The organism is Desulfocurvus sp. DL1XJH-121 (genome assembly GCF_054819825.1).
Window position 1 is genome coordinate 128,863 of sequence record NZ_JBTVWW010000007.1, and the last position, 22,624, is coordinate 151,486.

Annotated in this window: 20 protein-coding genes; 7 read left to right on the top strand and 13 right to left on the bottom strand. The window is 66.3% G+C overall.

Annotated features, from left to right (window positions below):
- Positions 1 to 3 precede the first annotated feature (3 nt).
- From mutS to xerD, 7 genes are all read right to left on the bottom strand, one after another.
- Entirely contained in the window at positions 4 to 2,631 is a 2,628-nt protein-coding gene (gene mutS, locus ACYYG1_RS07025; RefSeq protein WP_461209611.1) for a DNA mismatch repair protein MutS, read from the bottom strand.
- A 31-nt stretch (positions 2,632 to 2,662) separates the two neighbouring features.
- Positions 2,663 to 3,799: a tetratricopeptide repeat protein gene (locus ACYYG1_RS07030; protein WP_461209583.1), complete on the bottom strand. Its 1,137-nt coding sequence runs from the start codon at positions 3,797 to 3,799 to the stop codon at positions 2,663 to 2,665.
- A gap of 18 nt (positions 3,800 to 3,817) precedes the next feature.
- Positions 3,818 to 4,162, bottom strand: a complete 345-nt coding sequence (locus ACYYG1_RS07035; protein ID WP_461209584.1) for a lipopolysaccharide assembly protein LapA domain-containing protein — start codon at positions 4,160 to 4,162, stop codon at positions 3,818 to 3,820.
- Between the two features lie 24 nt (positions 4,163 to 4,186).
- A complete protein-coding gene (locus tag ACYYG1_RS07040; RefSeq protein WP_461209612.1) occupies positions 4,187 to 4,675 on the bottom strand; it encodes an HIT family protein in 489 nt (162 codons plus the stop codon).
- Entirely contained in the window at positions 4,675 to 5,163 is a 489-nt protein-coding gene (locus ACYYG1_RS07045; protein ID WP_461209585.1) for a TIGR00725 family protein, read from the bottom strand. The genes ACYYG1_RS07040 and ACYYG1_RS07045 overlap by 1 nt, the downstream gene beginning before the upstream one ends.
- A 128-nt stretch (positions 5,164 to 5,291) precedes the next feature.
- Entirely contained in the window at positions 5,292 to 8,021 is a 2,730-nt protein-coding gene (locus ACYYG1_RS07050) for a CBS domain-containing protein (RefSeq protein WP_461209586.1), read from the bottom strand.
- 51 nt (positions 8,022 to 8,072) lie between these two features.
- Positions 8,073 to 9,011 (bottom strand): site-specific tyrosine recombinase XerD, encoded by a 939-nt coding sequence (gene xerD, locus ACYYG1_RS07055; RefSeq protein WP_461209587.1) that lies wholly within the window; start codon positions 9,009 to 9,011, stop codon positions 8,073 to 8,075.
- A gap of 178 nt (positions 9,012 to 9,189) precedes the next feature.
- On the opposite strand from xerD, the gene ACYYG1_RS07060 reads away from it, so the two are divergent.
- The 4 genes from ACYYG1_RS07060 to fsa all read left to right on the top strand — a co-directional run bounded on the left by ACYYG1_RS07060 (position 9,190) and on the right by fsa (position 11,885).
- Positions 9,190 to 10,359, top strand: a complete 1,170-nt coding sequence (locus ACYYG1_RS07060) for an LL-diaminopimelate aminotransferase (protein WP_461209588.1) — start codon at positions 9,190 to 9,192, stop codon at positions 10,357 to 10,359.
- An 8-nt stretch (positions 10,360 to 10,367) separates the two neighbouring features.
- Positions 10,368 to 10,871: a 2-amino-4-hydroxy-6-hydroxymethyldihydropteridine diphosphokinase gene (gene folK, locus ACYYG1_RS07065; RefSeq protein WP_461209589.1), complete on the top strand. Its 504-nt coding sequence runs from the start codon at positions 10,368 to 10,370 to the stop codon at positions 10,869 to 10,871.
- Positions 10,872 to 10,946: 75 nt separating this feature from the next.
- Positions 10,947 to 11,216: a transcriptional regulator gene (locus ACYYG1_RS07070; protein WP_461209590.1), complete on the top strand. Its 270-nt coding sequence runs from the start codon at positions 10,947 to 10,949 to the stop codon at positions 11,214 to 11,216.
- A 15-nt stretch (positions 11,217 to 11,231) separates the two neighbouring features.
- Positions 11,232 to 11,885 carry a fructose-6-phosphate aldolase gene (gene fsa, locus ACYYG1_RS07075; protein ID WP_461209591.1) on the top strand — a complete coding sequence of 218 codons (654 nt, stop codon included), beginning with the start codon at positions 11,232 to 11,234 and terminating at the stop codon, positions 11,883 to 11,885.
- Positions 11,886 to 12,734: 849 nt separating this feature from the next.
- On the opposite strand, the gene ACYYG1_RS07080 is transcribed toward fsa, so the two are convergent.
- The 5 genes from ACYYG1_RS07080 to ACYYG1_RS07100 all read right to left on the bottom strand — a co-directional run bounded on the left by ACYYG1_RS07080 (position 12,735) and on the right by ACYYG1_RS07100 (position 19,579).
- The gene (locus tag ACYYG1_RS07080) at positions 12,735 to 15,095 is read right to left on the bottom strand and encodes a CHASE2 domain-containing protein (protein WP_461209592.1); all 2,361 of its coding nucleotides are present in this window, start codon (positions 15,093 to 15,095) and stop codon (positions 12,735 to 12,737) included.
- A gap of 178 nt (positions 15,096 to 15,273) precedes the next feature.
- Entirely contained in the window at positions 15,274 to 16,179 is a 906-nt protein-coding gene (locus ACYYG1_RS07085; RefSeq protein ID WP_461209593.1) for a lysophospholipid acyltransferase family protein, read from the bottom strand.
- Complete coding sequence (locus ACYYG1_RS07090) at positions 16,176 to 17,114, bottom strand: polysaccharide deacetylase family protein (RefSeq protein ID WP_461209594.1); 939 nt, start codon at positions 17,112 to 17,114, stop codon at positions 16,176 to 16,178. Before ACYYG1_RS07090 ends, ACYYG1_RS07085 begins: the two co-directional genes overlap by 4 nt.
- Positions 17,101 to 17,742: a lysophospholipid acyltransferase family protein gene (locus tag ACYYG1_RS07095; protein WP_461209595.1), complete on the bottom strand. Its 642-nt coding sequence runs from the start codon at positions 17,740 to 17,742 to the stop codon at positions 17,101 to 17,103. Before ACYYG1_RS07095 ends, ACYYG1_RS07090 begins: the two co-directional genes overlap by 14 nt.
- Before the next feature lie 49 nt (positions 17,743 to 17,791).
- Positions 17,792 to 19,579, bottom strand: a complete 1,788-nt coding sequence (locus ACYYG1_RS07100) for an ABC transporter ATP-binding protein (protein WP_461209596.1) — start codon at positions 19,577 to 19,579, stop codon at positions 17,792 to 17,794.
- Positions 19,580 to 19,790: 211 nt separating this feature from the next.
- Here ACYYG1_RS07100 and yedF point away from each other — a divergent pair, with 211 nt between their 5' ends.
- Both yedF and ACYYG1_RS07110 read left to right on the top strand, forming a co-directional pair.
- The gene (gene yedF / locus ACYYG1_RS07105; RefSeq protein ID WP_461209597.1) at positions 19,791 to 20,399 is read left to right on the top strand and encodes a sulfurtransferase-like selenium metabolism protein YedF; all 609 of its coding nucleotides are present in this window, start codon (positions 19,791 to 19,793) and stop codon (positions 20,397 to 20,399) included.
- Positions 20,400 to 20,480: 81 nt separating this feature from the next.
- Positions 20,481 to 21,209, top strand: a complete 729-nt coding sequence (locus ACYYG1_RS07110; RefSeq protein WP_461209598.1) for a pseudouridine synthase — start codon at positions 20,481 to 20,483, stop codon at positions 21,207 to 21,209.
- A gap of 44 nt (positions 21,210 to 21,253) precedes the next feature.
- Here the strand turns inward: ACYYG1_RS07110 and lolA are convergent, their stop codons facing one another.
- Positions 21,254 to 21,898, bottom strand: a complete 645-nt coding sequence (lolA, locus tag ACYYG1_RS07115) for an outer membrane lipoprotein periplasmic chaperone LolA (protein WP_461209599.1) — start codon at positions 21,896 to 21,898, stop codon at positions 21,254 to 21,256.
- A 155-nt stretch (positions 21,899 to 22,053) separates the two neighbouring features.
- Here lolA and ACYYG1_RS07120 point away from each other — a divergent pair, with 155 nt between their 5' ends.
- Entirely contained in the window at positions 22,054 to 22,521 is a 468-nt protein-coding gene (locus tag ACYYG1_RS07120) for an L-2-amino-thiazoline-4-carboxylic acid hydrolase (protein ID WP_461209600.1), read from the top strand.
- Positions 22,522 to 22,624 lie beyond the last annotated feature (103 nt).

Consider the following 22,624-nt stretch of genomic DNA (forward strand, 5'->3'; position numbering starts at 1 on the left):
GTTTCAGTCCTTTCCGAGGTTCAGGGATTTCCACGTGTGCAAGAAGTTCAATGCCTCAATGGGGGTCAGGCGGTCAACCTCCAGGGCCTGAAGCTCGTGCATGAAGGCCAGCACTTCCGGCGGGATCGCCGGGGCAGGCGCGGGCGCGGGGGCCTCCGGGGCCAGGCCCGGGAGCACGCTCTGCTCAGCCGGGGCGCGCAGGGCCATGAGGGAGCGGGTGCCCCCTGCGCGGCGCTCCAGGTCCGCGAGAATTTCCTTGGCGCGCGTGACCACGGGGCGCGGGACGCCCGCCAGCTTGGCCACTTCGATGCCGTAGCTGCGGTCGGACGGGCCGGGCACCATGCGCCGCAGGAAGACGATGTCGCCCTTGTATTCGCGCACCGCGATGTTGAAGTTGGCCACGCCCGGAAGTTCGTTCTCCAGGGCGGTCAGCTCGTGGTAGTGGGTGGCGAAGAGCGTGCGCACGCCGCCGTCCCCGCGCCGGGAGAGGTCCTCCACCACGGCCCAGGCCAGGGCCAGGCCGTCGAAGGTGGACGTGCCGCGCCCGATCTCGTCCAGGATGACTAGGCTGCGCTTGCCCGCCTGGCGCAGGATGCGCGCGGTCTCCATCATCTCCACCATGAAGGTGGACTGCCCCTGGGCCAGGTTGTCCGACGCGCCCACGCGCGAGAAGATGCGGTCCGCCAGCCCCAGGCGCGCGCTGGCCGCGGGCACGAACCCGCCCACCTGGGCCATGATGGCCAGGATGGCGGCCTGGCGGATGACCGTGGACTTTCCGGCCATGTTCGGGCCGGTGATGATCTGCACGCGCTTGTCTTCGGTGAGGATCAGGTCGTTGGGGATGTAATTGCCCGAGCCCTGCACGGCCTCCACCACGGGATGGCGGCCCGCGCGCACCTCCATGTCCAGCCCGGCGTGCACCTCGGGGCGCACCCAGCGGCCCTGGCGCGCGGCCTCGGCCAGGCCCTGCCAGTAGTCCAGGGCGGCCAGGCGCGCGGCCATGTCCATGAAGCGGTGGCGGGCGGCGGCCACGTTCTCGCGCAGCTCGCCGAAGAGCTTGTATTCCAGGTCCTTGCGCTTATCAGACGCCGAGAGGAGCTTGTCCTCCAGGGCCTTCAGGTCCGGAGTCACGTAGCGCTCGGCGTTGACCAGGGTCTGCTTGCGCTCGAAGTAGTAGGGGGCCTTGGTGGCCTGGCCCTTGGGCAGCTCGAAATAGTAGCCGAAGACCTTGTTGTAGCCGAGTTTGAGCTTGTCCAGGCCCGAGGCCTCGCGCTCGCGGTCGATGAGGTCGCGCACCCGCGCCTCGCCGTCCTCGGTGAGGTCCATAAGCTCGTCCAGATCCGGGTGGAACCCGCGTCGGAACAGGCCGCCCTCGGTGATCACGGGCGGCGGGCTGTCGGCCAGGGCGCGCGTGAGCAGGTCCGCATAGTCCGCGAGCCCGTCCCAGCCCGCCAGCAGCTCCAAGGGGGACTCGGGCAGGGCGTCGCCCGCCGCGTCCAGCAGGGCGCGCACGTCGGGCAGGGCGGCCAGGCTCTCGCGCAGGGCCAGGAAGTCCTTGGGCGTGGCGCGGTTCAGGAAGATGCGCGTGGCCAGCCGCTCCACGTCGTAGACCCGGTCCAGGAGCGCGCGCAGGGCCTCGCGCTCGTCGTCGCGGCCGAAGAAGTACTCCACGGCGTCCAGGGTCTTGGCGATGGGCGCCAGGTCCTTGAAGGGCGCGCGCAGGCGCTCGGCCAACAGGCGCGCGCCCATGGGCGTCTTGGTGCGGTCCATGACCGCCCAGAGTGTGCCGCGGCCGCGTCCGCCGTCCAGGCGGCGGAAGATCTCCAGGTTGCGCTCGCTGACCTCGTCCAGGAGCAGGCGCTTGGCCAGGTTGGCCGGGCGGAACGGGGCCAGGGGCACGTCCTGGGCGCGCTGGGTCTGGCGCAGGTAGGCCAGCACCGCGCCGCAGGCCTGGGCCAGCTGGGGCTTGTCGTCCAGATCCAGGGCCGCGAGATCGGCCACGCCCTGGGCCTCCAGCAGGTTGCGCTCGGCCGAGGCGAGGTCGAAATGCGAACGCCGGGGCAGGCGGTGGGACAGGGCCTCGAATGAGGCGAATTCCCTGGGAATCTCGTATTCCTGGGACAGGAGCAGCTCGCGCGGCCCGAGCTTGGCCAGCCATTGCCAGAGCTGGTCCTCGCGCGGGCTGAACAGCCCGGACCATTCGCCCGTGGAGACATCGGCCCAGGCCAGGCCGCCCGCGCCCTTGTCGTGGTCGAAGGTCAGCGCGGCCAGGTAGTTGCTGGCCGAGGAGCCGAGGTTGGCGTCCTCCACCACGGTGCCCGGGGTGAGCACGCGCACGACCTCGCGCTTGACTAGGCCCTTGGCCTCCTTGGGGTTCTCCACCTGGTCGCAGACCGCGATGCGGAAGCCCTTGTCCAGCAGGGTGGCGGCGTAGCGCTCGTAGGAGTGGTGGGGCACCCCGCACATGGGCACGGGGTTCTCGGACTGCTTGTTGCGCGAGGTCAGCGCGATGGACAGCTCGCGCGCCGCCACCTCCGCGTCCTCGAAGAACAGCTCGAAGAAATCGCCCATGCGGTAGAACAACAGGCAATCCGGGTACTCCTCCTTGATGGAGAGGTACTGCTCGAACATGGGCGTGGTCTTCTGGGTGTTCACGAAATCGCTATTCGTTGAAGGTGACTCGATACTTAATGGAATGCCAGCTGCGGCAGCGGGGGCATTGGAAGAAGACCTGCTCGCGCTTCATGCCGCAGCGGCGGCACACGAAACGCTTCACCTCGCGGGCCCGGAGCACGAAGAACTCCAGCTGCGTGTTGAAGGGCTTGGTCAGGGTCTGGCCGATGCGGTCCAGGGCCAGGAGCTCCAGGCGCGCGGGCCAGAACTCGGGCTGCAGCACCAGGGTCTTTTCCAGCAGGCGGCGGGCCTCCACGGGGTCGTGGGAGCAGAGCATCCAGGCGGAGTAGTAGAGCAGCAGCAGGTCGGGCTCGCGGTCCGAGAGAACGGGCAGCACCGCGTCGCACAGCTCGCGCGGAGGCTGCACCTGGAAGGGCTTGTCCGTGGTCAGGACGCAATGGGCGCCCGCGTCCCGGCGCTTGCAGGCGTCGAGCAGGCCCTCCAGGAGCACGAACCTGAGGTCCGGCTCCACGGCGTCCAAGGCCTTGCCCAGATGCCGCGCCAGGTCGCCCCAGGCGTCGGCCGCCATGTCCAGGGTCATGAGCTCCAGCCAGGCCTCCAGGGCGCCTGGGTAGGCCTTGAGGGCCTTCTTGATCCATTTGAAGCCCGTGCCGGCGTCGCCCTGGTCCAGGTCCCTGGCCAGGCGCACCATGTAGTGCGCCTGGGCGATGCGGTTGCCCAACTGGCCGTAGGCCCGGGCGGCCTGTTCCCATTCGCCGCTGTCGGCCCAGAGCAGGGCCAACTCGCGCAGGATGCCCGAGGTCCCGCCCCCGAGCTTGCGGGATTCCTCGAAGGCGTGCAGGGCGCGGTCCAGAAACCCGCCGCGCTTGAAGTCCTTGCCCAGTTCGTACCAGGTGCGCGCGGCAACGTCCGGGTTCAGGCCCGGGCGCACGATGAGGTTCTGGCGGATCTGGACGGCGCGCTCGATCTCGCCCCGGCTGCGGTAGAGGTTGCCCAGGGCAAGGTAAATCTCCACGGCGTCGGGATTGTTCCGCACCACCTTGGAGAGCTCGGCGATGGCCGCCTGCGTGTCCTGGGACACGGGAGGCAGGCTTTCGCGCGGATCAAGGTCCCGGGGCCGGCTCTTGGCCTGCCGCCGGGAAAACAATGTCTTCATCAGGCTCATGCGCCCTCCGGCGGGGGGCTATTCCCCGGCCTGCGCCTCGGCGCCGAATCCAGCGGGCTCCAGGGGCAGGTTGCGCAGGGAGTTGACCTCCTGCTCCAGGTCGCCGATCTTCTTGCGGGCCTTGGACAGCTCGCGCGACAGGCGCACCTTCTCACACAGGAAATACAGGGTGCACAGTGCCGCCCCGGCCACGGCCAGGGTCAGCAGATAGAGATACACGGGCTGGGAAAAGTCGAAGACCGGAGTCCCGAACAGGGCCAGGGAAACGGTCAAGGGAGCGGACAGGGCCTCCATGTTCTGGGCCAGCAGGACGACGGTCAGGAAGAACAAGGCCAGCAGGAACAGCATCTTCACATAACGCATACGGTCGTCTCCTTGAAGGGTCGCTTACTTTCCAAGATTCGCGAAAAAGGGTTTCAGGGCCTGGTAGGTGGACTCGATGTGCTCGGGCACCACGCGGGTCTCGTTCATGACGGCCATGAACGAGGAATCCCCCACCCAGCGGGGCACCAGGTGGAAATGCAGGTGCTCGCGGATGCCCGCCCCGGCGGCCTCGCCGATGTTCAGGCCCACGTTGACCCCCTGGGGGTTGAAGCGGCTCTGCAGAATGCGCGTGCAGGCCTGCATGAGATCCATCATCTCGTGGGTCTCAGCGGTGTCGAGGTCCACGAGGTTCATGACGTGGCGATACGGGCAGACCATGAGGTGCCCGTTGTTATAGGGAAAGATGTTCATGATGACGAAGGCCTTGTCGCCCCGGTACAGCACGCGCCGGGCCTCGTCCTCGTCTGTGCGGCCGGGCAGGCAGAAGGGGCAGGAGTCGGGCTTCGGCCCCAGGATGTAATCCAGCCGCCAGGGTGCCCATAGGACTTCCATCATCTCTCCTCGTGTCCGCCCCGGGGGGGCTGTTCAGCCAGGATTCGGGCCGCCAGGTCCAGGGCCTCGCCGGGGCCGTCGGCCGGGATCACGCCCGGCAGGTCCTTCCACGCGCCCAGGGCCACGACCTTGCGCCCGTGCTTCAGGGCGTGGCCGATCTCCGAAAGGGTGCCCGCGCCGCCCTCCACGGCCACGGCCACGTCGCCGTTGGCGATGACCAGCATGTTGCGCATCTGGCCAAGACCCGTGGCCACGGCTGTCTGGATGTACGGGTTGGCGTCCCTGGGGTCAAGCCCGGGCAGGATGCCCACGGTTTTGCCGCCGTTTTCCACGGCGCCCTGGGCGGCGGCGCGCATCACACCTTCCTTGCCGCCACAGACCAGGGTCCAGCCGCGCGCGGCGATGCCCGCGCCCAACTCCCTGGCCAGGGCCTGGGTTTCCTGGCCGCAACGGCCTGAACCTATTACGGAAATGCGGATTTCCGCCATGGACGTCACCCCTTCCTCCGACACCGCGAAACGCGCGGAAAGCCCCTGGGGCCCGCTGCGCACGGTGGAAAAAATCTACACGCGCACGGCCCGGAGGGCAAGGGAGTTTTGGCCGCCGGGACGGGCGCTTAGCCTTCTGAACCGCGTTTGCCCTTTTTCCTGGTGGGCCGTCTGCGGACCTCTACCACGTTGGCGAAATGCGGGTCGTTCACCAGGCGCTCGGCCATCTCCAGCTGGGCCTCGCGGCAGGTGGCCTCGCCGTCGATCATGGCCGCGCGCAGGCGCGCGAGGATGGTCCCGTAGGCCGGGCCCAGCGGCAGGCCCATGGCCTTCAGGTCGTTGCCCGTGACCTCCAGGCGCGCCCCGCGCAGCTGGGTCAGGTAGCGGGAGAGGTGGCGGCGGGTCTCGTCCTGCTTGAACTTGGCCATGAAGAACAGCAGCCCCTCCAGGGGCAGGGCGCTCAGGAGCACGCACAGCTCGGACATGGGACCCTTGTGGTGCCGCCACATCTTGTAGCCGTAGATGGTGGTGTTCAGGTTGCGCCTAAGCTCCAGGAAGCTGCGCACCTGGCGCTGGGTGAGGTTGAAGCGCTCGGTGAGGCCCAGGGCCTCGGGCTCCTTGGCGCCGTTGCACAGGGCCAGGAAATAGGGCAGCCAGCGCACCGGGGCCTCGTTGGTGAAGAGCAGGCCGTGCCACTCCAGGACCCTGTCCAGTTCCTCCAGGAGCTCCTCCTGGGCCGGGGACAGGGTCAGGAGGGGGTGGATGTCCGTGAGGAGCCGCATGTCGCGCATCTGGCGCAGGCAGTCCAGGGCCCTTTTCTCCTCGAAAATCAGGCAGATCTCGTGGAACAGGCGGTTGCCCGAGAGCTTGTCCAGCATGCCCAGGTCCTGGGCGTTCTTGATCAGCCGCTCGGTCTGGCCGCCGATCTTGAAGGAATAGCGCTGGGCGAAGCGGATGGCCCGCAGGATGCGCGTGGGGTCCTCCACGAAGGACAGGGAGTGCAGCACGCGCACGAGGCGGTTCTTGATGTCCCGCTGGGCCCCGAAAAAGTCCACCAGCCTGCCGAACTGGCCCTTGTTGAGCTGCACGGCCAGGGCGTTGATGGTGAAGTCGCGGCGGAAGAGGTCCATCTTGATGGACGACAGCTCCACCGTGGGCAGGGCGGCGGGGTATTCGTAGTACTCCAGGCGCGCGGTGGCCACGTCGATGTGCTGGCCGTCCGCGAGGACCACCACGGCGGTCTGGAACTTGGGATGCGCGCGCACACGGCCGTCCATGGCCCCGGCCAGGACTCGGGCGAAGGCGATGCCGTCGCCCTCCACCACCAGGTCCAGGTCCGTGTTGGGCGAGTCCAGGAGGATGTCGCGCACGAATCCGCCCACCGCGTAGACGTGGATGCCCTGCCGGTCGGCCAGCTCCCCGGCGCGTTTGAGGATGCCGAACAGCTCCGAGGGCAGGCGCTCGCGCATCATGATGGTGATGTTGCGCTCGCGCGAGCGCTCGGGCAGGAGCGTCTCGGGAATGCGCGCGGGCTCGTCCACCAGCAGGTTGATGAGGTCCGTGCGCGTGACCACGCCCAGGATGGAGCCTTCCTCCACCACGGGCACCAGGCGCTGGCCCTGGCCCAGGACGATCTCCATGACCTCGTAGAGGTCCGCGTCCGGGGAGACCACGGACTGGCTGCGCAGCATGTAGTCCATGGCCGGGGCTTCGGCCAGGCCGTGGCCCACGGCCTTGTCCGCTATCTGGTGCTCCAGGATGCCCTGGAACTCCCCGGTCCCCATGTCCACCACGGGCGCGGCCTTGAGCCCGTAGCGGGTCATGATGGAGGCGGCCTCGCCCGTGCTCATCTCGCGCTCGATGACGATGGCCGGGCTGCTCATGAGGTCGCGCACCCCGTGCTGGGGCCGGACGTGGGAGTTGAGCAGGGCGAAGAGTTCGTCCTTGACCTGGGACAGGGTGCGGTCCTTGATGCTGGCCGAGGCCGCGGCCGCGTGACCGCCGCCGCCGAAGGAGGCGCAGATCACGCCCACGTCCACCTCGGGGCTGCGCGAGCGCGCCACCAGATGGATGCGGTCGTGCATGCGGCCCAGGGCGAAGAGCACGCGGATGTTCTCCATGTCCATGAGCTTGTGGACCAAGAGAGCGAAATCGCTGACGTAATCCGGCGTGCTGATCTCCGTGACCACCACGGGCAGCCCCCGGATGTCGTGGGTCTTGGCGGACTCCAGCAGGGTGTTCAGCAGGGATATCTGCTCCGTGGACAGCTCCCGGGTGATGAGGTCCGAGATGATGGTCACGTCCATGCCCTGGGCCAGCAGCCAGGCGGCGGCGTGGAAATCTTGCGTTTTCGTGGAGTTGAAGGTGAAGGAACCCGTGTCCTCGTAGATGCCCAGGCCGATGATGGTGGCCTCGTCGGGTTTGGGGACGACGCCCTTGGCCATCATCTGGTGGGTCAGGATGGTGGCGGAGGAGCCCCAGTCGTTGACCAAGCCCTCGCTGTGGGGCACGTCGTCGTCGGTGTCCGGGTGGTGGTCGTAGGCGTGGACCACGAGGCCCGGATTGTCCAGGACGGGCAGCACGTGGGGGATGCGCTGGCGCTGGCGCGTGTCCACCAGCACCAGGGTCCGCACCGAGGCCAGGTCGATGTCGCGCACGTTCTGGAAGTTGAACATGTACATGGCGCTCTGGATGAAGAAGTTGCGCAGGTTCTTCTCCTGGCTGCCGGGGAACACGAGCACCGCGTCGGGATACAGGCGGCTGGCCGCGACCATGGCGGCCAAGGCGTCGAAGTCCGCATTGGCGTGGGTGGTGACGATGACGGGCGCGTGTTTTTTGACGATATCTTTTGTATTCATATCAGCGCGTTGCACTGGTTCCAAGTTAGTTTATTAAAGTACAGCTTGAAGTTATTTCCCCAACTTCATGCCCGAGCGGGGATGGTATTCGCGGTGGATGCGCACCAGCCGCTGGGACTGCACGTGGGTGTATATCTCCGTGGCCGAGATGTCCGCGTGGCCCAGGAGCATCTGCACGGTGCGCAGATCCGCGCCGCCTTCCAGCAGATGCGTGGCGAAGGAGTGGCGGAAGGTGTGCGGCGAAATCTCGGCCCGGATGCCCGCGGCCAGGGCGTAGCGCTTCACGGCCTTCCACACGGCCTGGCGCGAGAGCCCCTTGCCCGAGCGGTTCAGGAACACGGCATCCTCAACGGGCTTAAAGCGTCCGCGCCAGTTTTGCAAATAATTCTGCAGAAAATCCTGGGCCTCGTAGTGCAGGGGCGCCAGGCGCTCCTTGGAGCCCTTGCCGAAGACGCGCAGCACGCCCACCTGGGGGTCGAAGTCGAAGGGCTTCATGCCCACCAGCTCCGAGACGCGCAGGCCCGCGGCGTAGAGCAGCTCCAGCATGGTCCGGTCGCGGAAGCCCAGAGCCGTGGACAGGTCGGGCTGGGCCAGGACGTCGGCCATCTCCTTGATGGTCAAAACGCTGGGCAGCTTCTTGGAGAGCTTGGGGTTCTCCAGGAATTCCGCAGGGTCGGACGGTATCTCCCCCTCGTCGGCCAGATACGCGAACAGGCCGCGCAGGGCCGAGAGATGGCGCGTGAGGCTGCGCATGGCCAGGTCCCTGCCGCGCAGGTGAAAAAGGTACAGGGACAGGGTCTGGGGCGTGACGTCCGCAAGCTCCGCGCCGCGCTCCGCCAGAAAGGAGCAGAATTCGCGCAGATCCGCGCCGTAGGCGGCCAGGCTGTTCTCCGACAGGCCGCGCACCACCAGCAGATGTTCGAGCCAGGCGTCGGCCTGGGGGGGCAGGGGGGCGGGGGAAGCGGAGGAAGGGGCGCTGTCGTGGGGCATGGCGACGCTCGCAAGGTGCTCGGTTTCAGGTTCTTTTCCACGGTACACGGCCCCGCCCGGGCGCACAAGAGCCCGGGGCGGGCGATTGACAGCCGCCCGGGGCGCACGTATGCAAATAGGCCCGGCGCGGTTCTCGCCGGAGATTTCGAACCCCATATGCCAGAAGGAGATGCAGCAAGTGGCCGACTTCAAGTTTGCTCAGCGCATAGCGGAACTGCCCCCCTATCTTTTCGCGCAGATCGACGTCGTGAAGCGCGAGGTGGCCGCGCGCGGCGTGGACATCATCAGCCTGGGCATCGGCGATCCCGACCTGCCGACCCCGGACTTCATCATCGAGGCCCTGTACCAGTCCGCCAAAAAGCCGGCCAACCACCGGTATCCGGACTATGAGGGCCTGCCCAGCTTCCGCAAGGCCGTTTCCGACTGGTACGGCCGCCGCTTCGGCGTCACGGATCTGAACCCCGAGACCGAAGTGGTCAGCCTGCTGGGCTCCAAGGAGGGCATCGCGCATTTCCCGCTGGCCTTCACCAACCCCGGGGACCTGAACCTGGTCTGCTCGCCGAACTACCCGGTGTATCCCATCGCCACGCGCTTCTGCGGCGGCGAGGTGGAGTTCGTGCCGCTCACCGAGGACAACGCCTACCTGCCCGACCTGGACGCCATCAGCGACGAGACCTGGGACAAGGCCAAATCCATCTACGTGAACTACCCCAACAACCCCACGGCCGGGGTGGCCACGCTGGAATTCTTCGAGCGCCTGGTGGCCAAATGCCGCGAAACGGACACCATCATCGTGCACGACGCGGCGTACACGGAAATCTACTACGACGACGCCAAGAAACCCCTGAGCATCCTGCAGATTCCGGGGGCCAAGGACGTGGCCATCGAGTTCCACTCCCTGTCCAAGACCTACAACATGACGGGCTGGCGCATCGGCATGGCCGTGGGCAACGCCTCCCTGGTGGCGGGCCTGGGCAAGGTCAAGACCAACGTGGACTCGGGCATCTTCCAGGCCGTGCAGGAGGCGGGCATCGCCGCCCTGGAGAAGGGCGATCCCCACACCGCCGAGCTGCGCGCCATCTACAAGGAACGCCGCGACGCCGTGGTGGCGGCCCTCAGAAAGGCCGGGATCAAGTGCCCCCTGCCCGAGGCCTCCTTCTACATCTGGGCCACGGTGCCCGAGGGCTACACCTCCTCGGACTTCGTGACCAAGGTCATCCAGGAGACCGGCGTGGTCCTGACCCCGGGCAACGGCTTCGGCGCGCCCGGAGAGGGCTATTTCCGCATCTCCCTGACCGTGCCCACGCCCCGTCTCGAGGAGGCGGTATCACGCATCGCCGCGCTGTAGACGCCTACGTGGGCCTGGGTTCCAACCTGGGCGATCCCAAAGCCAATCTCGCCCGGGCGCTGACGCGCCTGGGCGAGATTTCCGGCATCCTTTCCGTCACGGGCTCCCCCGTGTATCTCACCGAACCGCAACTCGTGCGAGAGCAGCCCTGGTTTGCCAATCAGGTTGCGCGCGTGGTATGCGCGGTTGACGTTCTCCCGCCCCTGGCCCTTCTGGAGGCGCTCCTGCGCCTGGAGTTGGAGCTCGGGCGCGACAGGGGAGGGCGGGGCGTCCCGCCGCCCAAACGGTTCGGCCCCCGGGCCATGGACCTGGACCTCCTGCTCTACGGGGACGAGGTCCTGGACGGGGAGCGCCTGACGCTGCCGCATCCGCGCCTGAGGGAGAGGGCCTTCGTGCTCCTGCCCCTGGCCGACCTGGCCCCGGACCTGCCGCTGCCGGGCGGCGGCACCCCGGCCGGGCTGCTCGACGGCCTGAGCTACCGCCGCGAGGGTGATAAGATCTGGCAGGAATAAAAAAAATAGAATGATTTCTCAGATTGTTACAGACATTAGCTAAAGCACAACTTTAAGAACACAGATGGAGACGACATGCTCTTCAAACTCCTTTTGGCCGCGGTGGCCATCTTCTTCCTGGTCAAGCTTTTCAAGGGCGACGCCCGAAAAAAGGAAGCCCAGAGCGCCAAGGAGCGCGACAAGCTCATCGCTTCCGGCGAGATGGTCAAGGACCCCGTATGCGGGACCTTCGTGGAAAAGGACACCTCCATCCGAGTGCGCGAGGGTGAAAAAGTCCATTGTTTCTGCAGCTATGAATGCCGCGACAAGTTTCTCAACCAGCTTGAGGCCGGCCAGGACGACTGACCAGGGAGGCGGGCAATGCGCTTTTTCATCGACACGGCCAATCTCGAGGAGATCAGGCAGGCCGCCAGCATGGGCCTCATCGACGGCGTGACCACCAACCCTTCGCTGTTCGCCAAGGAACAGGAGGACTGGAAGACTCTGGCCAAGTCCATCTGCCAGGAAGTGGGCGGCCCCGTAAGCCTTGAAGTGGTGGGGCTCACGGCCGAGGAGATGGTGGAGGAAGCCCGCAATCTCGTCCAGTTCGGCCCCAACGTGGTGGTCAAGATCCCCATGCTCATGGAAGGGCTGAAGGCCGTTCAGCAGCTCTCCGACATGGGCATCGACACCAACGTGACGCTGGTTTTTTCGCCGCTCCAGGCGCTCATGGCCGCCAAGGCCGGCGCCACCTACGTCAGCCCCTTTGTGGGCCGCCTGGACGACATCGGCCAGGACGGCATGGAGCTCATCGAGCAGATCGTGACCATCTTCAACAACTACAACCTGGACACCCAGGTGCTGGTGGCCAGCATCCGGCACCCCATGCACATCGTGCAGTCCGCGCTGCTGGGCGCGGATGTGGCCACCATTCCCTTCAAGGTGCTGGCCAAACTGGCCCAGCACCCGCTCACGGACAAGGGCCTGGCCGCGTTCCTGGCGGACTGGAAAAAAACGCAGGGAGCCGCGAAGTAGGGCGACGCGCCCTTGCCCCACGAATCCTTCTTTCGCATCGCACAGGCCCCGTCAGGGGCCTTTTTTTTTTGGCCGCCGGGCGAGACGGGGCCTGCGAAATCGCTTCTGTCCGCCGTCAGACGGGCACAATGGCGGGCCATGAAAGGGAAAAGCGCGCCCATGCGTCTTCGCATTTTCGGCGGCGAGCCCGGAAACATGACGCTGTCTGAGCTGTCTTGCCAGCTGTGCTAACTCATGAGCGAACCACCTGATCCCGTCGTTTGATCCATCCCTGAGAACCCGGCCAAGATTCCCTCAAGTCGCACATGAAGAACGGCCCCCGGGTCCCTTGCCCGTCTTCCCCGACGCCCTTGGCCTAGTCTCATAATGTAAATTATGTTAACTTTAATAATAAGAGTATTGGCAATAACCACCCTGAATCACAACACTCTTCCCTCGACGCCCGGGCCGTGAAACAAGCCTTTGTGCGGTCACGTGAACTTGAAGGTCTGGGTGTCGCGGTCCCCGGGATGGACCGGCGCCGCGTCTCCCCACTTACCGGGGCCGCAGCCGATTCGGACCTCGGGACGTCACGGCCGCAAAAGGCCTCTGCCGCCCTTTTGCGTGGCTGGATGGGGCAAAGTGTCAGGCCAAGCATTTCGAGGCCCTGGAGGGCCAAGAGAAACGAAAGCGCCCACGGACCGTCTCTGGTCCGTGGGCGCGGGAATTGCGGATCTGGTGGACGCCCTATTCCAGGAAGCACCGGTCAGCAGCCGCCAGGGCGATGTTGCGCTGGGCCTCCGGGGGCAGGTCGCGCAGGATGAGGCGCATAGTCCTGGTCCTGTCGGCGATATACGGCCCCATGGGCCCTTATTTTTTGGTCATGCGGTAGACCCCGTCCCATTCCTTGCCGGGCGCCACGGGCGGGTCGGTCTTGAACTGGTAGCAGCGTTGGATATAGGCCCGCGAGGGCGTGGTCTTGCCCTCGGGAACGCGCTCTATCTCCTCGGCCTGCTTGAATATCTCGATGGCCTCGTCCCATTCCATGGCCAGATAGCGCTGCATGCCCCGGTCGAAGAGCCCGAAGAGCTCCCGTTCCTGGTCCGTGAGCCCGCCCTTCATGGCCGCCAGCTCGTAGACCTTCACGGGCTCGGACTTGCCCACCACGGCGATGTTGTCGATGAAACGGACCTCCACCATGGCCCCCACCGTGACCTCGGCGCCCTGCTCGTCCCAGGCCGGCTGTTCGAGCACGTATTCGCTCACGAGGTTGTAGACCCCGTACTGCTTGGCCCCGGACTCCAGGCGCGCGGCCAGGTTCACGGCGTCGCCCATCATGGTGTAGTTCATGCGCATGGTGCTGCCCATGTTGCCGACCACGATCTCGCCGGAGTTGAGGCCGATGCGCACAAGCATCTCGTGCACCACCTTGGGCCATTTGTCCCCGGGGGCCCAGACGTCCGGCGGGTAGCCCTTGACGTTGCGCTCGGGCTCGTCGGGCCCCTGCTTTTCCGAGGCCCACTGGGCGCGCAGGCCCTTCAGGGAGTCCTGCATGCGCACGGCCATGCGGCAGGCGCGCAGGGCGTGGTCCGGCACGTCCATGGGCGCGCCCACAAAGGCCACGATGGCGTCGCCCTCGTATTTGTCCAGGGTGCCCCGATCCTGGATCAGGATGTCGGTCATGGCCGTGAGGTATTCATTGAGGAGCTCCACCAGCTGGCTGGCCGTGAGCTTCTCCGAGAAGGTGGAGAAGCTTTGCACGTCGGAGAAAAACGCCGTGATCACACGGGCTTCGCCGCCAAGCTCGGGGTTCTCCTTGTTCTCGAACATCTCCTCGATGAGTTCCGGGGACAGGTAGCTGGCGAAGGTGGCGCGCAGGAACTTCTTGTGGCCCTCCTCGCGCCAGTACTTGAGCAGCGTGAGCACGCCGAAGTTCAGGCCCAGGCCCAGGAAGGGATACAGGGGCGAGACGAAGAAGCCCTTGGAACCCATGGCCCAGGAGGCCCCCTCCCAGAATCCGTAGGCGCAGGCGCCCAGAGGAATGACGCTCCACCCCGCCTTGGCCCAGGTCAACAGCGCCGTGGCCAGCATGCCCGCGGCCAGGAGCACCATGAACTCCAGGCCCGGGGCCCAGGCCGGGCGCTGGATGAAGTCCTGGGCCAGGATGTTGTCCACCACCGTGGCATGGACCTCCACCCCGGGCAGCACCGGGTCGAAGGGCGTGGCCCGCAGATCCTTGAGCCCGGCCGCCGAGGTGCCCAGGAACACGATCTTGTCCTTGAGCTCACCGGGCCGCAGCTTGCCGTCCAGGACCTTGGAGGCCGAGATGTAGGTGAAGGTCTCGCGCGGGCCGCGATATTTGGTGTAGATCTGACCGGCCCCGTCCACGGGGATCACCGTGCGCCCCACGCGCACGCTCTCCAGACCGCTTTGGGAGACCTTGACCACGGCCTGCTTGGTGCCCAGCGCGGTCATCAGGGCGGCCATGGACAGGCTGGGATAGAACTTGTCGCCGTGCCGGGCGAACAGCGGCGTCTTGCGATACACGCCGTCCAGGTCCGGGCTGGTGTTGAAGAACCCGGACATGCGCGCGGCCCGGCCCAGGACCGGGATGTTGCAGACCACGGACGGCGCGTCCAGGAGAAAGGCCGCGCTGCCCGGCGCGCCCTTGTCGCGCTTTTCCACCAGGGTCACGGGATGCAGGGCGCAGCTGCGCCCCTCCCCCTGCTCCGCCTTGAAATTCAGGAAGTAGCCGAGCACGAAGGGCCCCTGCCCCAGGACCCCGGCAAGGACCTGGTCGTTGTCCATGAGGGCCGCGGGCATGCCCGTGAAGCCCATGTCCACCTGGAGGTCGCGCTTGAGCACCTCCTGCAGCACCTTGGGCGAGGTGCGGTCGTCCTCGGCGAACACGATGTCCAGGCCCACGGCCAGGGCTCCGGCCTCGCGGATCTTGGCCAGCAGGAGCGCCACCCTGTACCGGGGCCAGGGCCACTGGCCGTACAGGGACAGGCTGCGCTCGTCCAGATCCACCACAACGGGCACGCCCGTGGTCTTGGTCGTATGGGTGCGGGTGAGAAGCAGGTCGTAGAGCTTGAGATCCAGGCCCTGAAGGAGCACCGGGTGCAGCACGTACAGCCAGGCCACGAAGACCGTGCAGACCAGGCCCATGCTGAAGATGAAAGCCCAGCTGTCCTTGTAGCGCGCCAGCAGCCTCTGGATTTTCCGCAGCATCCGCAAGCCCCCCTCCGGATACGTGTTTCCCGGGCCCGGGCCCGTGTCTGGGCCCATGGTAGCAGACTCGGGACCCAAGGCAAACAATGCGCCCGGCTTGCCCGGGCTCTGATTCCTTGTTTGTTTTTATTCCTAATGCGCTGGAATAAAATGACTATACAAACACTAAAGTAATACTTTAATCTTCTGGCGGAGTATAGACCCAGCCCTCCGGGGGCTGGGTCTTCCAGCGGCGGTGCATCCAGTACCACTGCTCGGGCCAGCGCCGCACGGCCCGCTCCATGACCTGGGTGTAGAACAGGGCGGCCCGGGCGATGCGCTGGTCCCTGGGGCCCTGCAAAGTCGCGGTGTCCAGGCCGGACTCAAGGTGCAGCAGATAGCCCTCCCCCTCCCGGATGAGCACCATGGGCTGGATCACGGCCCCCGCGCGCACGGCCAGCAGCGCGGGCCCCATGTTCACGGCGGCGATGCGCTTCAAGAACGGCAGGAAAACGGCCTCGCTGGTGCTGCAGTTGTGGTCCACGAGAAACGCGGTGCACCCGTTCTTCTTCAAATGCCGCAACACCTTGAGTGTCGCCTGGCGGTGCTCCACCACCTGCACGGAGGGCTGGGCGCGCAAATGGGTCATGACCTTGTTCAGGGCCTCGTCCTTGGGTTTGCGCACCACGATCTGCGTGTTCCAGTCCGGAAACATGACCTCGGACACCGGGGACAGAAGTTCCCAGGCCCCGAGGTGGCCCGTGGCCACCACCACCGGCCGCTGCCCGGCCATTGCCTTGAAGTCCTTGAACAGTTCTGGATTTTCGATGCGCAGATGCTCGCGAACAAAGCGCCTGTCGATGCGCCGGGTCAGGAACATTTCCAGGAAGGAGCGCCCCGTGTTCAGGAAATTGCGCTCCGCCATCTCCCGGGCCTTGTCCGCGGGCAGGTCCAGGTGCAGGGCCATGGCCTCGGCGGCCAGGTCCCGGCGCGAGGGGATCGCGCGCCACAAGAGCCGCCCCAGGCGCTCGCCCCAGCGCCGCACGCCCTCGGGGCCCAGCGACTGGCCCCAGGCGGCCAGGGCTTGATAGAGAATGTCCTTCATCCGATCCTCATGGCGGAATACAGGCGCGCCGTGGCCGCATGGCTGTACAGGACCATGCGGCTCTTGAACCAGGAAAGATCCTTGCCCTTGCGCACTTCCAGGCGGGGCAGACGGTCCATGGCCGAACTCGGGGTCACGGCCCCGCGCTCCAGGGTGAAGAGCATGTCCAGGCCCGCGTCGCGCGCCGCGCGCATGGCCACGGGGTGGAACTCGCCCCAGGGCCAGGCCAGGGAGCGCACCCGCACATGCAGCCGCCACTCCAGTTCCTTACGGCATTGGGAAAGGTTGGAAAAGATCCGCGAATACAGTTCCTGCTCCGTCTCGGCCCTGCCCTTTTCCTCAATCCACAGCGGCCCGGCCAGTTCCGGCTCCAGGCGGGGGATGAGCCCCTGGGGGGCGCCTTTGGCCGCCAGGGGGGCGTAGGCCCAGTGCTTTGGGAACTCATCCAGTTCCGGGGCCGTGACCGGGCCCATGGCGTGGGTCAGGGAATGGGCCCCCACCTCCAGGATGCCGTTTTCCGAAAGATCCCGCAGCTCGGCCCAGGAAAGCCAGGGCGAGCGGTCCTTCCGGAGCAGGAAGGCCTCGTGGGCGCGGTGGGCGAAGACGTCCAGCCCCGTGCCGGGTTCGGTGTCCGGGCGCACGCGGTTGTTGATGACGAAGACCATGGCGTTGAATTCCAGGTCCGCCAGAAACGGCCCTACCCGCGTGTACAGGTCCCGGAACCCGTCGTCGAAGGTCAGGAACACGCCGGGCGCGCCCAGGGGTTCGCCCGCCAGGAACCGGCGCAGCCCGGCCTGGGACAGGGTGTTCACCCCCGCGTCCTTGAGCCAGCGCATCTGGGCCGCAAAGCTGTCCCAGGGCATGCCGTTGCCGCCCGTGTTGTGGTAGCAGAGCACCACCACCGAGGATCGCCCCAGCAGGCTAGCCCAGCCCATGCAGCTTCTCCTCGAGGATGGCGCGTTCCCGGGCCAGGGCCTCGTGCGTGAGCTTGCCCGGGCCCAGGGCGTAGGGCGCGCCAAAGGTCACCCGGCAGCGCGAAAACGGCAGGGGCAGTTCGAACTTGTCCCAGGCCTTCTGGAACACGAATTTCCGGGAGCAGGACACGCGCACCGGCACCAGGTGCGCTCCGGCCTTGGCGGCCAGGAACAGCACCCCGTCCTTGACCTGATGGCGCGGGCCGCGCGGGCCGTCCACTGTGACGAAGCCCAGCCGCCCTTCCCGCTTCATGATGCGCACCGCGCCCATGAGCGCGCGCACGCCCTGGCGCGAGCTGGAGCCGCGTGACGTGGCGATGTCCAGGCGGTTCAGGACCCCGGCCAGGACCTCGCCGTCCGCCGAGGCCGAGACGATGCTCACCCAGCGCCTTCCGGGCAGCACCCATTGCAGCGACGGCATGCAGAACAGCTCGTTGTGCCAGCAGGCCAGGACCGCCAGCCCCCCGTCCGCCGCCGCCGCACGCAGGCCGTCCTCGCCCCGGACCTCGATGCGCAGGGTCGGGCGCAGAAGCCGGTACAGGGCCGTGAGGCAGGCCGAGGCCAGGGACGAGGGGAACGGAATCCTCATCAGGCGGGGTTCTCCGTGGCCGCGCGGGCATCGCAATGTGCGGCGGGGGTCAGCATGCGGAACCGTCTTCCTCGTCCGGGATGTCCTGGAACTGCATGCTGTGCAGTCGCCGGTAGAGTTCGCAGGATTCCAGGAGCTGGGCGTGGGTGCCCGTGTCCACGATGCGCCCGGCGCTCATGACCACGATCTTGTCCGCGCCGATGACTGTGGACAGGCGGTGGGCGATGACGATGCTGGTCCGGTTACGCATCAAATTTTCCAAGGCTGCCTGTACCTTGCGTTCGGCCTCCGTGTCCAGGGCGCTGGTGGCCTCGTCCAGGATCAAGAGCGGCGGGTCCTTGAACAGGGCCCGGGCGATGGTCAGGCGCTGCTTCTGCCCGCCGGACATGCGCACGCCCCGCTCGCCGAGCATGGTTTCGTAGCCCTCGGGCATGGCCGAGACGAATTCGTGGGCGTAGGCCGCGCGCGCGCAGGACTCCACCTGCTCCTGGTCGGGCTCGCCCTGGCCGTAGGCGATGTTGCGGCTCACGGTGTCGTCGAACAGGAACGCGTCCTGGGACACGATGCCGATGCCGCGCCTAAGCGTTTCCAGGGAGTATTCCTCCACGGGCCGGCCGTTGAGAATGATGGAGCCCTCCTGGGGCAAATAGAAGCGCGGGATGAGGTTCACCAGGGTGGTCTTGCCCGAGCCCGACGGCCCCACCAGGGCCACGCGCTCCCCGGCGCGCACCGTGAGGTTGATGTCCGCAAGCGCCGCGCGCCCGCCCCCGGGATAGGAGAAGCTCACGCCGCGCAGCTCCAGCCCCTTGAACGGGGCCTCGAACACCGCGTCCCCGCCCCGCTCCACCTGGATCTCCGGGGAATCGAGAATCTCGAAGACCCGCTCGGCACCGGCCAGGGCGCGCTGGATCTCCATGTTGTTGCTGTTGAACTGCTTGATGGGCGTGTAGATCAGCCCGGCGGCCACCACGAAGGCGATGAACTGGCCCTGGGTGACGTCCCCGGCCATGACCTGGCCGCCGCAGAACCACATGACCACGGCGATGCCCAGCGCCCCGATGAAGTCCATGATGGGCGAGGACAGCTCCGAGAAGATGACCTCCTTTTCCGCGATCTTCACCAGGCGTTCGTTCTCCACGGCGAAGCGACGGTTCTCCCCGGCCTCGTTGGCGAAGGCCTTGACCACCCGCGCCCCGGAGAAGACCTCGTTGAGGATCACGGATATATCCGAAATCTTGCTCTGGTTCTTGCGCCCTATCTTCCTGAGCTTCTTGCCGAAATAGATGATTGGGTAGACGGCCAGGGGGAAGATGAAGATGGCTATGGAGGCCAGCTTGGGGTTCATGTAGAAGGCCACGCCCATGTAGCCCACCACCTGCAGGCTGGTGCGCAGGAGCATGACCACCGAGGGCAGGCTGTTGCGGATCATGTTCACGTCCATGATGATCCGCGATTGCAGCATGCCCACCTGGGAATCGTCGAAAAAGCCCATGGGCAGGCGCATGATCTTCTCGTGCAGCTCGTTGCGCAGACGCTCCAGGACCTTCAGCCCGCACATGCGCATCAGGTAGTTCTGCAGGTAGCGGAACACGCCCTTGACCAGGAAGGTCGCCACGAACAGCGCCGGGTACAGCACCAAGGCGGCCTGGTCCTTGCTGTCGAAGATCTTGTCCCAGGCGGGCTGGGAAAGATAGGCCGAATAGGTGGACGCCCCGGCCACCAGGCCCATGGAAACCAGGGCCAGGAAGATGCTGCTCTTGTAGGGCGAGAAATAGCCCAGGCAGCGCTTGAGCAGCGGCAGGCTTTTGGCTGTGGTCAGCTTGTTCTTGGAACCCACTGTGTATCCTCGATATATGGTCTGAAACCCTGGCGCGGCGCACATCGGCCCTCGGCCGGACGGTGCGCCGTGCCGGGCCGCGGATGCGGCCCCGGTTTCAGAAACCCCGTCTATGGTTAGCCACCTGAAACATCAAGACAATCAATTTGACCCTGGGCCGTTTCCAACGTCTTCTGACGGCTGGAAGCCACACAGCCAAAGGAGAATCCGCATGCAAGGGCCCGTTCTGGACTGCAAGGGGCTGCCCTGCCCGCAGCCTGTCTTACAATGCAAGCAGTGCATTGACAATGACGATCCTTCACAATTGACCGTGGTGGTGGACAACGAGGCCGCCCGGGAAAACGTGACCCGGTTCATGGAAACCAAGGGCTACGCCGTGTCCTCCTCGGCCAACGGCGACGGCCAGTGGAGCGTCACCGGGGTCAGGAGCGGCGAGGCTTCGGCGGCCGAATCCCTGCCCTCCCCCGGCCCCGCGCCCGAGGAGCAGACCATCACGGTGTTCGTCCCCACGGACGTCATGGGCGTGGGCGACGACGAACTGGGCGGCAAACTGATGCTCAACTTCCTGGCCACCCTGCCCGAACTGGGCCGGGAGCTATGGCGGGTGGTGCTGGTCAACGCGGGCGTGCGCCTGGCCATCCCCGGGCATCCCTGCTTCGAAAAGATCAAGGCCCTGGAGGATGCGGGCGTGACCATCCTGGTCTGCGGCACCTGCCTGGATTTCTTCGGGCTTCTGGAGAAAAAGGGCCTGGGCCAGACCACCAACATGATGGACGTGGTCACCGCCTTGCAGCTTGCCACCAAGGTCATTCGCGTCTAGTTTCGCGCCATGGCGCAACCCACCCGACAATCACCGCCCCGCGCATCCGGAGACGCCTCCGGGAGCGCGGCGGACGCATCCGTGCGCATCAACAAGGCCCTGGCCCTGGCCGGGTACTGTTCCCGCCGCGCGGCCGACGAACTCATCGCCAAGGGCCTGGTCACGGTCAACGGCCGGACGGCCGGGCCCGGGGACCGCGTGGACCCGGCCAAGGACCGCATCGAGGTCCAGGGCAAGGCCCTGGGCTCGCCGGCCGGGGAACACGCCTACGTGCTGCTGAACAAGCCCGTGCGCGTGGTGACCACGGCCAAGGACCCCCAGGGCCGCAAGACCGTGCTGGACATCCTGCCCGCCGGGCTCAAGAGGCAGCGCGTCTACCCCGTGGGGCGCCTGGATTTCTTTTCCGAGGGCCTGCTCATCCTGACCAGCGACGGCGAACTGGCCAACCGGCTCATGCACCCCAGCCACCACCTGCCCAAGGTCTACCGCCTGCACGTTCGCGGGGAGGTCGCCGAAGACGCCCTCGACGCTATGCACCGGGGCATGACCCTGGCCGAGGGCGAGCGCCTGGCCCCCGTCGACGTGCGGGTCCTGCGCCGGGCCGGGGACACGGCGACTCTGGAGCTGACCCTCGTGCAGGGGGTCAACCGCCAGATCCGGCGCATGTGCCGCGACCTGGGGCTCACGGTGCTCAGGCTCGCGCGCACGTCCCAGGGCCCGCTGACCCTCTCGGGCCTCAAGCCCGGGCAGGCCCGGGCCCTGACCCCGGACGAGGTGCGGGAATTGAAAAAGGCCGTGGGCCTCTCCTAGACTGCCCACGACCTTCCTGTCGCTCTCTATCCGCGAACAAGTCGCTACTTTTTCGAGCTATTGTCGAAGACGTCCACGCCAGGAGGCGGCGTGAAGGCGAACTGGGAATCCGAGAGGTCCGGGTTGAGCACCACGCCGGACAGGGCCACGGTGTTCTCGTTGCCGAAAAAGTCGATGACCTGGACCTTCTGCAGCAGCGCGTGCTCCGGGTCCAGCCAGAGGTAGGCCTGGACCATCTCGGTCTCGGCCTCCTTGGGCACCAGCTCCAGCTTTTCCCAGCTCTGGTCGCGCCCCATGGACGTGACCCAGAAATCCTGGTCCAGGCGCGCCCGGCCCGAGAGGAAGCGCAGCACGGTCTTGGAGGTCAGCACGTCGTCCACCGTGTACTTGTAGGCGGCCTGCTCGTCGGGGAAATAATCCCAGACCTCGGCCTCTCCCACCACAAGCAGCTCGTTTTCCGGCTTTTTCGTCTCCCAGCGCACCAGCCCGGGATGGCGGAAGGAGATCACACCCGCGCGTTTTTCCGTTTCCCCGCTGGCCGCGTTGGTCATTTCCTGCTCAAAGGAGGCGCTGAAGGATTTCAGCGTCTCGTAGCGCTGCTGCATGGCCGAGACGATGGCCTCCACTTCCGCGGCGTGCGAAAACCCGGCCGAAAGCAGGAAACACAGGGCCAGACACGCAGCCGCCACCCTCCTGGCGGGCAAGGAAAGGCAGGAAAACGAATATCTTGAATATGCCTTATCGAACATAGGGGTCCTCCGGATGTTGCGCACCGGGGCGTGGAGCGCTATGGGAAGGTTATTCATTTCGCGCGGATTTGCAACCGCGCCAAGGAGGCTATCCCGTGTCCCAGGTGACCCAGCTCGACCGCCGCCGAATTGAGGCGGAACTCCTGATCCAGACCTACCATATCCTCTGTGAGCGCATGCCTGAACCAGAGGCCCTGGACATAATCCGCGAAACGACTTCCGCCGCCGCCGTTTCCGCAGGCCAGGCCTTCGCCCGCACCGCCCCCGGAGGGCCCAGCCTGATCCATTTCGCCACGGTGGTGGATCTCTGGCGCGCGGGCGGCGCCCTGGACGTGACCGACGGCGACCTCACGGACCGGGAATTCCGGCCCTGCGTGACGCGCTGCAGCTACGCGGAGTTGTACATCAAGGAATTGGGCCTGTCCCCGGAACTGGCGGCGGCCCTGTCCTGTTCTCGGGACTTCGCCTTTGCCGCCGGCTATTCCCCGCGCCTGACCCTGGAGCGGCCCAGCACCATCGCCAGCGGTGGCTCCTGTTGTGATTTCCGCTTCCGCTGGGACTAGGCAGGCCGTCCCAAAGCAGCAATCTGCTGCGTTGCTGCGAAAAAAACAGAACCTCGCGAATTTGGATACGCGTCGGTCCTGTTTTTTTTCTTGCGCCTTGCAT